At 46.0% G+C, this 12,745-nt stretch carries 12 protein-coding genes; 2 read left to right on the forward strand and 10 right to left on the reverse strand.

Features of this window, described 5'->3' with window-relative positions:
• Positions 1–7 precede the first annotated feature (7 nt).
• From menC to menB, 6 genes are read right to left on the reverse strand one after another with little or no spacing between them, the layout of a single operon-like run.
• The gene (menC, locus tag IGI92_RS12405; RefSeq protein WP_301388755.1) at positions 8–1,135 is read right to left on the reverse strand and encodes an o-succinylbenzoate synthase; all 1,128 of its coding nucleotides are present in this window, start codon (positions 1,133–1,135) and stop codon (positions 8–10) included.
• Between the two features lie 15 nt (positions 1,136–1,150).
• A complete protein-coding gene (gene menH / locus IGI92_RS12410; protein ID WP_301388756.1) occupies positions 1,151–1,990 on the reverse strand; it encodes a 2-succinyl-6-hydroxy-2,4-cyclohexadiene-1-carboxylate synthase in 840 nt (279 codons plus the stop codon).
• Positions 1,987–3,699 (reverse strand): 2-succinyl-5-enolpyruvyl-6-hydroxy-3-cyclohexene-1-carboxylic-acid synthase, encoded by a 1,713-nt coding sequence (gene menD, locus IGI92_RS12415; protein WP_301388758.1) that lies wholly within the window; start codon positions 3,697–3,699, stop codon positions 1,987–1,989. Before menD ends, menH begins: the two co-directional genes overlap by 4 nt.
• Positions 3,692–5,056, reverse strand: coding sequence for an isochorismate synthase (locus tag IGI92_RS12420; protein ID WP_301388760.1), 1,365 nt, complete (start codon positions 5,054–5,056; stop codon positions 3,692–3,694). The genes menD and IGI92_RS12420 overlap by 8 nt, the downstream gene beginning before the upstream one ends.
• Positions 5,034–6,533: an o-succinylbenzoate--CoA ligase gene (menE, locus tag IGI92_RS12425; protein WP_301388762.1), complete on the reverse strand. Its 1,500-nt coding sequence runs from the start codon at positions 6,531–6,533 to the stop codon at positions 5,034–5,036. The genes IGI92_RS12420 and menE overlap by 23 nt, the downstream gene beginning before the upstream one ends.
• Positions 6,533–7,348: a 1,4-dihydroxy-2-naphthoyl-CoA synthase gene (gene menB / locus IGI92_RS12430; RefSeq protein WP_005228595.1), complete on the reverse strand. Its 816-nt coding sequence runs from the start codon at positions 7,346–7,348 to the stop codon at positions 6,533–6,535. The genes menE and menB overlap by 1 nt, the downstream gene beginning before the upstream one ends.
• Positions 7,349–7,536: 188 nt before the next feature.
• Between menB and IGI92_RS12435 the strand changes: the two genes are divergently transcribed.
• Positions 7,537–7,905: a PaaI family thioesterase gene (locus IGI92_RS12435; protein ID WP_005234285.1), complete on the forward strand. Its 369-nt coding sequence runs from the start codon at positions 7,537–7,539 to the stop codon at positions 7,903–7,905.
• Positions 7,906–8,106: 201 nt separating this feature from the next.
• Positions 8,107–9,306 carry an AI-2E family transporter gene (locus tag IGI92_RS12440; protein ID WP_301388765.1) on the forward strand — a complete coding sequence of 400 codons (1,200 nt, stop codon included), beginning with the start codon at positions 8,107–8,109 and terminating at the stop codon, positions 9,304–9,306.
• A gap of 46 nt (positions 9,307–9,352) precedes the next feature.
• Here the strand turns inward: IGI92_RS12440 and IGI92_RS12445 are convergent, their stop codons facing one another.
• The 4 genes from IGI92_RS12445 to IGI92_RS12460 form a co-directional block, all read right to left on the reverse strand.
• Entirely contained in the window at positions 9,353–10,297 is a 945-nt protein-coding gene (locus tag IGI92_RS12445) for an ROK family protein (RefSeq protein WP_005234281.1), read from the reverse strand.
• Positions 10,294–10,932 (reverse strand): GyrI-like domain-containing protein, encoded by a 639-nt coding sequence (locus tag IGI92_RS12450; RefSeq protein WP_060792813.1) that lies wholly within the window; start codon positions 10,930–10,932, stop codon positions 10,294–10,296. Before IGI92_RS12450 ends, IGI92_RS12445 begins: the two co-directional genes overlap by 4 nt.
• 276 nt (positions 10,933–11,208) lie before the next feature.
• A complete protein-coding gene (locus IGI92_RS12455; RefSeq protein WP_005234278.1) occupies positions 11,209–11,889 on the reverse strand; it encodes an amino acid ABC transporter permease in 681 nt (226 codons plus the stop codon).
• The gene (locus IGI92_RS12460) at positions 11,889–12,740 is read right to left on the reverse strand and encodes a transporter substrate-binding domain-containing protein (protein ID WP_005234276.1); all 852 of its coding nucleotides are present in this window, start codon (positions 12,738–12,740) and stop codon (positions 11,889–11,891) included. Before IGI92_RS12460 ends, IGI92_RS12455 begins: the two co-directional genes overlap by 1 nt.
• Positions 12,741–12,745 lie beyond the last annotated feature (5 nt).

Consider the following 12,745-nt stretch of genomic DNA (forward strand, 5'->3'; position numbering starts at 1 on the left):
GCTGCGGTTATTCTTTCGCTGACCGTTTTCTTGAGTAGATACGTTCTTTAGATTGCCCATATTGACTTAGCTTTGTTTCAGCTAATGTGATACCAAAGCCCTTTCCATCAGGTACCAGCAGCTTTCCTTCATGCAAAGTTGCAGGCTGTGTAATGACATCATCATAAAAGTAACGGTCAGAAGCGGAAAGGTCCCCGGGAAAATGGAAAATATCTTGACTCGCAAATTGCAAATTCATGGCTCGTCCTACACCAGACTCAAACATGCCGCCTAACCAAACGAGTAGTCCATGGGTTTGACATCGATCAAGGATTCGCAAAGCTTCGGTGATCCCACCGACACGAGGGATTTTCAGGTTGATCGCACGGCAGCTGTCCAGTGCTGCGACTGTATCGACGTCTTCTGCCGTTCGAATATCTTCATCCAAACATAGAGGCGTCTTCATCTGTCGCTGTAGCTGACTGTGCCCCACCAGATCTCGTACCTTAAGGGGTTGCTCGATCATCACCAAGCCTAAGTCATCAAGTGCCAAAATGCGTTCAGGCTCATTTTGATAGGCCCCGTTCGCATCTGCCATCAAAAGCAATTCTGGAAAGGCTTGTCGAATCGCTCGCAAGGGTGCCACATCTTGCCCCGGCTTGATTTTTAACTTGATTCGTTGATACCCTTGGGCGACATAAGCGGCAACAAGAGCCATTAGTTTTTCGACAGAGTCTTGCATGCCGATACTAACGCCAACAGCGACACTCGGTCGGGTCGCGGTATACAGCTCTTTCACACTTTGATGCGTCTGCTTGCCATATAGATCCCAAATTGCTGTTTCCAAAGCCGATTTTGCCATGTAGTTTCCTTGGACCGTTTGAAACAATTGCCAAACTTCTTGCGGATGCTCGATCTCCTGGTCAATCAATAATGGGATCAGTGCTGTTTCAATCACTTGTCGAGCAGAAAAGAGGGTTTCTTCAATGTAATCTGGCTGCTCAAAAGCGACCAATTCACCGATGCCCACCGTTCCATCCTCTGCAGTCACCAAATAAAGATCAAAGGCTTTTTCTGTTAATTGTCCGTAACTTGTCACAAAGGGTTGTTTGAGGGGCAAGCGACAGGCGATGCGTTCAATTTTCTCAATCTTCATTGCGTTCTCTCCTTGTCAATCAGCTGACTGTGGCCTCGATCCTTTTACAAACCATTGATCGATTTCATGACGAACCTGTGTCGGCTGTTCTAAATGGATACAATGTCCAGCATTAGCAACGACTTTGATGGTCATCTCTGGTTGCAGCTGCTTCATTTGGTGGGCGATTTTCCGAAACTTTAAATCTTTTTCCCCCGCTAAATAAAGAATTTCACAAGCTAGCTGCGGAAGTGCCGACCAACAGCTTGGCTGTTTGCCAGTACCACCGTAAACCAAGCTTACTGCCAAGCCAAATTTATTTTGCTGCAAGCGTCCTTGGCGTACAGCAGCCTGCTGCACTAAGGGCAGCTCCTTTTGACTAGCAAACAACGGCAGTTCTTGCCAGTAATCGACAAAATCGACCAAAGGCTCCCTTAGTAAGCGCAATCCTAAGCGGCGATCGTGCCGCTGACGAGCGAGTCGTTCTGCTGGATCAGCCAACCCGGGGGAACCACTCTCAAGCAAAAGATGGGTCACTGCAGCTGGTTCCTTGACTGCCCAGACAAGTGCGATTCGTGCCCCCATCGAGTAGCCATAAAGACCATAGCGTTCAATCCCTAACTTCGCTAAAAGCTGTGCGAGATCATCCACCAGTAAAGGAATTTCATAACGCATGGGATGGACATAAATCGATGACCGTCCATGTCCAATCAAGTCGACTGCCAATACATTATAAGAACCTTCCTCTACAAAAACCGGTCGAAAACTTTCCGAAGAACCCGTGAAGCCATGCAATGCCACAAGGGTTGGTAAGGCTGGTCGGTACGGTTGCAACCACTGATAAAAATAACTGACGCCATTTATCGTGTCCCTCATTGCTGCGCTCCCGCCTCGCTAAACTGCTGTTGCAGTGCTTGCCAAGTGTTGACCGGATCTTTTTGATCACCCTTCACTTCGATTATTTGAAAACGCGGCTGTTGGCTTGTTTTCGTTAAAATCGTTTGAAACTCTAGCAAAGAGGTCGGTGTGTGCCAATCTGCCTCATATAAGGCCGCCACTTTTTGAAACTCAAGGTCTAACGGCGTGCCAAAGAGCGGGACAAAGTCGTTTGGTTCTAAGGTGTTTTGTGACAAAAAGGAAAAGATCCCACCACCGTTATTATTCAGTAAAATGATCGTTATTGGCAATTGATACTGACGCAGTAGTTGTAGGCCGTTCATATCATGGTACAACGCTAAATCACCAATCAACAAGTAGGTAGGCTTTTGACTGGCGGAAGCAATCCCAGCTACGGTCGAGACAAGGCCGTCGATCCCATTGACGCCCCGATTTCCATACACTCGATAAGTGGAGGAAGTTTTGCTGCCGTAGCGATCAAAGAAACGGATCGCATTGCTGTTTGCCAAAAGAATTTGCGCTTCTTCAGGTAGACATTGTTGGAGCATGCGCACAGCGCTGCTCTCATCCCATTGTTTCAACTGCGGACTTGCAGCAATCACCTGATCTGCCCGCGCTTGAAGTGCTTGCCATTGTTGTTGCCACGCCGTATGTTTGACGATCGGCAACTGGGTGATGGCCGCCACGAAAGTGCTGATCGCTGCTTCGATCAAATAGTTTGCCCGATGCAACTGGTCTTGCCACTGTCCCGATGGATCAACAAAGAGCCACGTCGTCGTATCCGCTGCTTTGTTCAACCATAATAGGACATTTTTAGTGACTGGTAAGCGACCAAAACGCACGACCACTTCTGGTTGGAAGGCAGAAGTCAATTGCGGGAAAACAAGATCGGCTTGACTGATAAATGTTCCTACTTTGGTACCGGCTGTCGCCAGATTGGTCAATGGATCGCCGACAATCGGCCAGCCTAATTTCTCTGAAAAAGCCAGCAACTGCTGCGCTTCTTCGATCGTAAGGCTTTCTCCAGCAATCAGAATACCTTTTTTACCAAAGTAAGGAGCTAGCTGGGTGATCATCTCTGCTGACAGCTCTTGTTGTGGTGCCAGATAGCTCACGTCTTGCTGAATACTGCATTGGCGACTAAAGTCAGGCAACAGCGGCTCCCGTAATGGAAAGTTGATTTGGACCGGGCCTTTCGGCTGTTTTTGCGCTTCGATCGTGCAAGTTGCAGCTTGCCAAAAACTATAACGCAACAAAGCAGGATCGTTTTCTGGCACGGTCATCTCTACCATCTTTTTGACGTGAGAGGCATACAAATTCTGTTGGTCCATCGCTTGTGGCGCCCCAACGCCCCGCAGTTCTGGCGGGCGATCAGCCGTTAAGACGATCAATGGCAAGTTGGTGGCCTCTGCTTCACAAATTGCTGGATAATAATTGGCTGCTGCAGTTCCAGAAGTACACAGTAAGATTGTCGGTTGGAGATCAACTTTGGACATCCCTAAAGCAAAAAAAGCAGCCGAACGTTCATCGACAGCCACCATACAGGTGATCTCAGGATCACGATGCAATAGTAGCGCCAATGGCGTTGAGCGTGAACCGGGACTAATAACCGCTCGCTTCGCACCCGCTGCTTTTAGTCCTTGGATTGCCGCTAATAAATAGTCTGTCATGACTGTCTGGTTATTCATCTCCTAAGATCCCTCTCCTCATCGGTTGAAATTTTAACCGTGTTTCTTGACGTTCGGATTCCGCATCTGAATCGGCAACGATCCCACAGCCTGCATACAGCGTTGCTTGATTGCCGCTAAAGAATCCTGAGCGGATCGCCACAGCAAACTCGCCAATATCTTCTTGAATACCCAACCAACCGATCGGTCCACCGTACATCCCTCTGCTGGCTGGTTCATGGGTACGAATCCATGAGACGGCTGCTTCTTTCGGTTCTCCCCCCAATGCTGGGGTCGGGTGTAGTTTTTGCACGGCGCTCAGAAAATTGACTCCTGCTTTTCTTTGCCCTGCTAAAGGAACAAACAAATGCTGAATGTCACGATTCTTGATGACGGAGCGGGCTTCTGATTGAAAACCGTCAGCTAACAAAGTAGCCAATGCCGTTTCCAAGCGATCGACAACTACTTGATGTTCATGGGTATTTTTTGCGTCCGCTAAGAGGGCTTGTGCCAGTGCCTCATCTTCTTCTTTGGTTTTGCCTCTTGGCGCGGAACCTGCGATACTTACCGTTTCAAATTGATCGACAGTCGCTTTTAGCAAGCGTTCTGGCGTCGCACCAGCAAAAACATGTCCCCCATGTTCGATGGCAAAAAGATAGGTATTCGGCTGCTGTTGCGCCAACCGTTGCAACACCGCAGCACTAATGATCGACTGCTTCGTTTCTATCTTCATTCTCCTGGCCAGAACCACTTTTTTCAACAATGTTTCAGTCGAGCGAATGGCTGCCACTGTCTCTTCGACCGCTTGCAGCCATTGGGGCACCTCTAGTTCCTCTTGTGCCTGAAAAGCAGGCGTTTCTGCTACAAGACTCTTGTCCGGGTTGGCATTCAACCAGCTTGCGACTTTTTCCTGTAAGGCAGCGACTTTTTGTTGTCGTTGTTCCTCGGAAGAAGCGGCTACTGTATAAACGACGCCACACTGATCATCAGTTTTGCTGACCAGTATTTCTGGCAACGCAAAGAGACCGGCACCTAGCTCAGCCCAATCCTGACTGACTTCTGCCTGTTCATCAAAAGCAAAGCCGCCAACTAACTGCGCCTGAAAAGGTGCCTCTGGTTGATAGTGGGCTTGCTTTAAGAGAGAGCGGACTTCTGAAAAGTCTGCAAGTTTAGGTTGCGAAAAAGTGGCTAACCAACCCAACCCTACCAGACTAGTCGTTTCATCAGGGGTACGCCAGAAATAGCGTTCCCCTTGATATTCTTGTGCCGCTGCATAAAGAGCCAGTAAGTCACACCTTTTTAAAGGCTGATACTCACTCAAATAGGTTTTCCCGGCAGCGATCGCTGCTTCATAATTACTTGATGATTTGCTGTTCAATGTAGTTCACTCTTTCTTCACTCAGCAATAGCCGTTTTAAAAGTTTGCCGCTTGCTGTGCGCGGCATTTCTCGCACGTGATAAAAACGGCGCGGAAATTTATAATGGGCGATCTGCCCTTCTAATGTATTCAACAACGCTTGGAGTCGGACGGACTCATTTAACGTTAAATAAGCCGCGACAGATTGTCCCCACTCCTCGTCTGGTTCCCCCACCACAGCTGCCTCTTTGACCGCTGGATGCTGCAACAAGGCTTGCTCCACTTCTGCGGGATAGATGTTTTCTCCACCAGATATGATCAGTTCGCTTGCACGACTGACTACATACAAAAAGCCCTCTTGATCAAGATACCCTAGATCTCCTGTGGCAAACCAGCCCTCTTGGTCCCACTGCTGTGGACTGCGATCGTTTAAGTAACGGGTCGTGATCGCCGGTCCTTGCAGTTGTATCTCTCCGATCGACTGGGTACTTTCAGCAGTCCGATGATCTGCCATTTTCGCATCAACCGCAATTCGTAGATGGACACCTTGCAGGGGAACCCCTGAGGAGCCGATTTTTTCTGAAGCTTTTTCTGGCGGCAATGCCACCACTTGTGAACAGGTTTCTGTCATCCCATAGGATTGGATCACAGAAAGCTGTTTTTGCTGGCATTTTTCCAATATACTTTTGGCAATGGGCCCGCCGCCTAGCAGTACATAACGCAACGAATCAAAGCCTTGTTGGGGCACCAATGGCAGCAAATCTGTCAACATTTTCGCCACCAAAGAAACGATCGTCCCTTTTCCTGCCTCAAGATCTTTCGCCATTTCTCCAGCATCAAAGCGCTCATACAAACGAACACTCATTCCAAGTCGCAAGGAACGCAAGAGAATTGATAATCCACTGATATGATACAGCGGAACTGCACAAAGCCAACAATCCTCACTAGTGATCGTTAAGTTCTTTTGAGTCGCTTCGGCACTTGCTAGATGATTCCTAAAGGTTTGCGGCACACCCTTAGGATTGCCCGTCGTACCGGATGTATACATAATCGAAGCTACTTGTTCTGCTTGATAGATTGCTTTATTAGGAACAAACGAAGGATCAATAGAACTGGCAAGAGCCTTCGCCTGTTCCATCGCTTGTCCAAAGGTCATGCTGCGAACACCCGAGACCGCAATCTTATCTGCCGTGATCACCCAGTCGCAGTGGGCATCTTGCAATTGGAAGGTGATTTCAGCGGCTGTCAATCGCGTATTCAACAGCTGGACTTCGATCCCCAACTCCCACAACGCAAGGATCGTAAAAACCAATTCAGGGGAGTTATTGCTAAAAAGGGCTACCCGGTTTGGCAGAACAACGAATTGGGCTTGATAATAAGCAGCATAAGCATAAACCTCTTTTTGCAAGGCAGCAAACGACCAGCTTTTTTCATGCCAATAAAAAGCTGGTCGTTCTGGATGAAGTTGTGCTTGCCTTTGCAGCCAACTCCCAGTCATTATGGGAATTTAGGGAATTGGTCGAAGTCTGGTTGACGTTTTTCTTTAAACGCGTCACGACCTTCTTTGGCTTCATCCATCGTGTAATACAATAAGGTCGCATCGCCAGCTAATTGCTGAATGCCAGCTAATCCATCCGTATCGGCATTCATTGATGCTTTGATCATACGTAACGCCAACGGGCTCTTTTGCAGCATCGTTTCGGCCCATTCCATCGTTTCATCTTCTACTCGATCAAGAGGAACGACTGTATTGATCCAGTTCATCGCCAATGCTTCTTCGGCAGTATATTGTTTTGTCATGAACCAAACTTCCTTGGCTTTTTTATGTCCGATCGTCCGTGCAAGATAGCCCGAACCATAGCCACCATCAAAACTACCGACATTTGGTCCTGTTTGACCAAATTTAGCGTTGTCAGCGGCAATCGTTAAATCACAAACCAATTGTAAAACATTTCCGCCGCCGATCGACCAGCCTTTAACCATGGCGATCACCGGTTTTGGCAACGTTCGGATCAAGCGTTGCAGATCCAATACGTTTAAGCGAGGAACCTGATCTTCCCCAACATAGCCACCGTGACCACGGACTTTTTGGTCTCCGCCTGAACAAAAGGCTTTGTCGCCGGCGCCTGTCAAAATAATCACCCCGATGCCTGGTTCATCGCGACTGATTGAAAACGCATCAATCATTTCAAACACCGTTTTTGGTGTAAACGCATTGTGGACTTCTGGGCGGTTGATCGTGATCTTCGCCACTTTTCCATGTTGTTCAAATAAAATTTCATCATATTCCTTTAAGGTTTTCCATTCTCTCATTACTTGTTCCTCCTCAATTCACATAGCTCTATTATACACATATCTAGTCGCTTTTCGTTAGAAATTGCTTTGGTTAAGGGAATTTCTTAAGACTTCTCCCCCTGTTGCCGACTTTCTGAGAACTTCGGCTATTTCTAACAAAACTCGTGCTATAATCATGGTAACTTTCTTAGAAAAAGGAGCAAAAAATGAACTTACTAGAAGCCTTAGAAATCGAAGTAGAAGCAGCAACAGCCGATTTTGTTCGTTTACGGATGCCCATCAAAGAACAGCACAAACAGCCTTTTGGTCTCGTTCACGGTGGCATTAACGGCGTTTTGATCGAGACTGCCTGCAGCATCGGCGCCAATCAAGCTTTGGCTCAAGAAGAAGCCTTCGCCGCCGGCGTTGACCTACAAGTCAACCATCTAGCCGCCGCTCAAGAAGGAACCCTGATCGTAGAAGCTAGTCCTGATCGTATCGGCGCTCGTATCCAAACTTGGCAAGCCACTATTTGGTTAGCTAGCGGGTTAAAAACTGCCGTTGGTCGCTGTACCTTGACGACAGTGCGCAAATAATTCTTTTCGCTCCTGTGTTGTAAACACGGGAGCATTTTTGGCCTGCTTTGAAGAAAGATGCCACCAGTTAACCCTTTATCAAAGATATTCTTTCATTATAAAGATATTGAGAATATGAGCGTAGTTTTTTCAAAAGGTACGTTGTTTTTTTACAGAATAGGGGTCTTTCGTTATAATGTAGCTAAGAAAGCGAGGCTTATTATGAAAAATAACCGATTGATCCACTTTTTAGGCGGCAAAACAAGCTATTATGTCTTAGGACTGATTATCTTGTCGGCAGTTGCTGTCTTTTTGCTAAATCAGATTTCTTTTTTATTTACACCCTTTTCAGCCATACTTACAGCTATTATCCCCCCCTTTTTATTTGGGCTGATCCTTTACTATCTGTTTAACCCGGTGGTCGATAAATTGGAATCGAAAAAAATTCCCCGCAGTGTTTCGATTGCTGGGATCTATCTTTTGATTCTTTTGTTGATCGTCTTTGCTGGTTTCCAGCTTTACCCGATTTTGGAGCAGCAAACCACCGATCTGATCAACAGCTTACCAAGTTTGGTCAGTGACTTTGAGAAAAACGCGACCGCCTTTTTAGAAAATACCCCGTTTCAAGATGAGATGGCACAAATTACAGACACATTGCAAAATATCACCAACAACATCATGAGTTTTATTGGGGACTATTGGGAAACTGGTGCTGCTGGGCTCAGCAGTTTGTTTTCAACGATATCGACCTTGTTCATCGCTTTGTTTACGGGACCGATCATTGCCTTTTTCTTATTGCGCAACCCCAACAAGTTTTATTTTTCGGTTCTCTCGTTAGTGCCACCACGTTTTCGCAAAGACTTTAATGAAATCGTCAAGATCTCTGACATACAAGTCGGTGCCTTTTTGAAAGGACAAATCATTTCTTCCTTGATTTTAGGGGCGATCTATTGGGTCGTTTTCCTATTGATTGGCTTAGAGTATGCCAGTATTCTGGCGATCGCCGCTGGTCTGCTTTGCATCATCCCCTATATTGGTCCTTTTATCGTCTTTTTCCCGGGACTTTTCATTGCCGCACAAGACTCCACCGGGATGTTGGTTAAATTTTTGATTGCTTGGTTTGCTGTACAGTTGCTTCATGGGGATTTAGTCGTGCCCCGTGTGATGGGTGACCGATTGAAAATTCATCCTATTACGATTCTGGTTGTTTTATTAGTGATGGGTGATTTGATGGGGATCGTTGGGGTGATTTTCGGGATCCCAATTTATTGTCTGCTAAAAGTTCTTGTCGTTTACGTGTTCCGCAAATTCAAGCAGCGCTATAACCGCTATTACGGTCAAGAAGGCAAATACTTCCACAGTGCCTTCACTAGCAAAGATTACCTAGGTGACGAAGACAAAGACCCCAAGAAAAAAACCTAAAAAAACTGTCGCGAATCGTTGGTTCGCGACAGTTTTTTGGTCTATTTTATTTCATCTCATGTTCCAAAAAGAAATGATAGAGCGCCCCTAATAAGTTGGCATCGTTTTGAAATTTGCACGCTTGGATCTCCGGCTTCGTCAAAGTCTGCTGCAAAATCGGTAAACTAGCTAGCAGTTGCTGATACTGACGGTCGATTTCTTCCACCACGATCGCTTGGGCACTGATGCCCCCGCCAATCACGAAGCGCTCTAAGTCGATCACGGCTTGAACATTGAGCATGACACACGCGATTTCTCGGCAATACGCTGTAAACAGCGCCCAGACCTGTGGTTGTTTCTGATTGATGGCGTCAAAAACTGCTTCACCATCCGCAAGATCAGCTAAGCCTAGCAGTTGGGCGCTGCGACGAATCATGGCGACCGCTGAACCGCTAAAACCTGCCAATTGCTGCAGGGTCAATCCCTGATTGACTGGTTGCTCAGCGTTTTCTTGAGTGTCACTTCTCTTAGTGGCATTTAGTAGAAAACTTAATTCCCCGGCTTGAAAATGTGCACCTTGGATCAGTTTTCCCTCAACGATTACGCCACCGCCCAAACCAGTACCTAATGTTATGGCAGCTCCGTTTTGAATCCCTTTAAGGTTTCCTAGCCACCATTCAGCTAATGCGGCTGCTTTGCCATCGTTGGTCACAGCAAGCGGCATTTGATACTTTGCCAGCAGCTGTTTTAAGGAGACCCCATCTAAAAAAGGCAATGCCCCGCCAAACGAGATTGTCCCGGTCTCTGGGTTGACTTTTCCCGGGGTACTAACCGCAATGCCCCGAATGCTTCCATGAACGTCCTCAACGATCGTTTCAATCCCCGTCAAAAATTCCGCAAGACTTTTCGGCGTATCCATCCGTCCTCGTGTCAGAATATTCCCCGAACGATCAATGACAGCCGATTTGATTTTCGTGCCACCGATGTCGATGCTTAAATAGTTTTTATTCACTGAATCCCACCTTCTACTTCTACTGCCCATCGCAGGACGGTTTTGGCTTTATCTGGTGAGACTTTTCGCGGATCAGACAAATAGATTTCTCGATGCTGGAACGTGTCCATCGTTGGACGGATCACTAACTGTTCTTGTTTTAACAGCTCCTTCATTTGCGCAAATGTTTCCGCTTCAGTATCAAAAGAGCCTGTATGCATTGCTTGCAGACACAATCCTTCTTCATAGCGCTCAAAGATGAGCTTTTCTAGATTTGGATTGTCTTTCTTCTCTTTGACGGCCAAGAGCTGTTCTTGAAACAGTGTTTCCGTGACTGGTTCTGGTTGGCGAATCATGATTTTGTAGATCAATTCTTCTTTGTTGACGGCACCGTCTGGCTTTTTCAGAGAGGTCCACACACCTTCTAAAGGAAAGACCGTGTATTCAAAGGGTTCATTGCCAAAAGCCCCTTTTTTTAACCCCATCCTGAGTGAATAAGAAATCGTATATAAAGCGGCGATCTCTTCGCTGAATTCAGGTCGATTCGGATTGCCGCTGCCGCTTAAACTGATAAATTGATACGTTGGCACCTCGATCACTGTTGGTTTTTTGGGAAGATAGAGCTCTTTTTCTAGTTTGCGCCATTCATACTTCATAAGGACCCTCCTCGATTTGCTTTTCTTTATTTTACCATGAATCACTTGAGCCGAACGAATGAAATATAGACTGTTTAAGTGAAGGAAAATAACTTGGTCAGCACCATTTTCATACTGAAACTAGTTTGACATTACAGAAATTTCTCTATCTTCCTTGCCTTCGCTCATTGTTTTACTATGGCAATCTCCTTTCTTCTATCTTTTCAAATACAAAAACTGCAGAAATCAATTCAAGAAGAGAGTGATTTCTGCAGTGATCGAGCCTCGGCTCTTTTTTTATTGTCTTACAGCCTCATTAGCAGCAAAGCGTTTTGAAAAATGTTGTTCTAATCGCTTTTGACCGGCTTCAATCAAAATGCACAACAGCCAATAGATGATGGCAACTAGCACGTACATGGACATGTAATCAAAAGTTCGTCCGCCAACGATCTTGGCTTTTTGAAAAATATCAGGAATCGTGATCATTGCTGCCAAGGAGGTTCCTTTCAACAAATCCATTGCCACATTACTCAATGCCGGTACAGATATACGAAAAGCTTGTGGCAAAATAATCAGACGCATCGTTTTCGTAAATGATAACCCTAACGCATAGGCAGCATCAAATTGCCCACGATCCACTCCAGCAATTGATCCTCGGTAGATTTCCCCGATAAATGCGCTGCTGGTCAATGTAAAACAGATGATCGCAGCACTAAGCGCCGACAATTGATAGGGCAAACCAAAATACAGGAGGAACAACAAGACCAACGCTGGGACGCCTCTTAGAAATGAGAGATAGCCCCGCACGAACCCTCTAATGATGGGGTTTTCCAGCATCCCTAAGAAGGTGAGCATGATCCCTAAGAGGTTGCCACCTAGAAAAGAAACGACAGCAATGCCGACCGTATAGGACAAGCCCGACAGCAAATAGGGCAATGAGTCCCACATCAACGGCAAATCAAGGGTTGGAATATACATTAGTCTGTTTCAACCGTTTGGATCGCTTGATCAGATTTTACTGAAATATCGGTTTGAAAATACGTTTCTGCAAGTTCTTTTAAACGGCCGTCTTCTTTCATTTCTGCTAAAACAGCATCCACTTTTTCCTGCAATGCTTTATGATCCTTCACAAATAAGAAGCCCGTTTCATTCGGATTAAAGTAGACATCTTCTAAAATTTTTACAGGGATATCTGGCAAAGCAGCAACCGCCATTTTTTGCAAATAGTAATCATTCAAGATCACATCCGTTCGACCATTCGCAACATCTGTCAAATACTGATCATTCGTTGCGTTGTCGTAAGTCACTAATTCTGCCCCATAAGATTCGGCTAAGCGCATGTAGCTGGTATTCGGTTCACCAGCAGCTTTTTTGCCATCCAAATCTTCTAAAGAAGCAATCCCTGAGTCATCACTTTTACGCACGATCATACTATCGAACGAGTATTTGATAGGCGTTGAGAGACTGAATTTTTCCGCCCGTTCATCCGTCAAACCAAAATCGTTGGCAGCAAAATCGGCTTCTCCACGTGTTAAAGAAGAAACTTGTCCATCGACATTGTACTCTTTAAATGTGATCTCTACGCCTAATCGTTTGGCGACTTCTTTTGCCACATCGACATCATAGCCCACTAATTCATTTTCATCGTTATAGTAAGACGATGGATACAAGGTTCCCGAAGTAGCAACAACCAATGTTTTGGCTTCTTCCACCTTGCTTAGACTTGAGTCTTCTTCCGTTGGTTTGCTGCAGGCACTTAACAGGACCCCCGTAAATAAACCTAAAAAGCCAACCATTGCAACGATTTTCCCTTTTCTAACTTGTTTCATAATAT

The organism is Enterococcus sp. DIV2379 (assembly GCF_050542965.1).
GTDB classification, from domain to species: domain Bacteria; phylum Bacillota; class Bacilli; order Lactobacillales; family Enterococcaceae; genus Enterococcus_D; species Enterococcus_D entomosocium.

What these genes read in the sequence shown, in the direction of transcription:
- menC (WP_301388755.1), bottom strand. Translation starts at nt 1,135, where the DNA reads ATGAAGATTGAGAAAATTGAACGCATCGCCTGTCGCTTGCCCCTCAAA.
- menH (WP_301388756.1), bottom strand. Translation starts at nt 1,990, where the DNA reads ATGAGGGACACGATAAATGGCGTCAGTTATTTTTATCAGTGGTTGCAA.
- menD (WP_301388758.1), bottom strand. Translation starts at nt 3,699, where the DNA reads ATGAATAACCAGACAGTCATGACAGACTATTTATTAGCGGCAATCCAA.
- menE (WP_301388762.1), bottom strand. Translation starts at nt 6,533, where the DNA reads ATGACTGGGAGTTGGCTGCAAAGGCAAGCACAACTTCATCCAGAACGA.
- menB (WP_005228595.1), bottom strand. Translation starts at nt 7,348, where the DNA reads ATGAGAGAATGGAAAACCTTAAAGGAATATGATGAAATTTTATTTGAA.
- IGI92_RS12435 (WP_005234285.1), top strand. Translation starts at nt 7,537, where the DNA reads ATGAACTTACTAGAAGCCTTAGAAATCGAAGTAGAAGCAGCAACAGCC.
- IGI92_RS12440 (WP_301388765.1), top strand. Translation starts at nt 8,107, where the DNA reads ATGAAAAATAACCGATTGATCCACTTTTTAGGCGGCAAAACAAGCTAT.
- IGI92_RS12450 (WP_060792813.1), bottom strand. Translation starts at nt 10,932, where the DNA reads ATGAAGTATGAATGGCGCAAACTAGAAAAAGAGCTCTATCTTCCCAAA.
- IGI92_RS12455 (WP_005234278.1), bottom strand. Translation starts at nt 11,889, where the DNA reads ATGTATATTCCAACCCTTGATTTGCCGTTGATGTGGGACTCATTGCCC.
- IGI92_RS12460 (WP_005234276.1), bottom strand. Translation starts at nt 12,740, where the DNA reads ATGAAACAAGTTAGAAAAGGGAAAATCGTTGCAATGGTTGGCTTTTTA.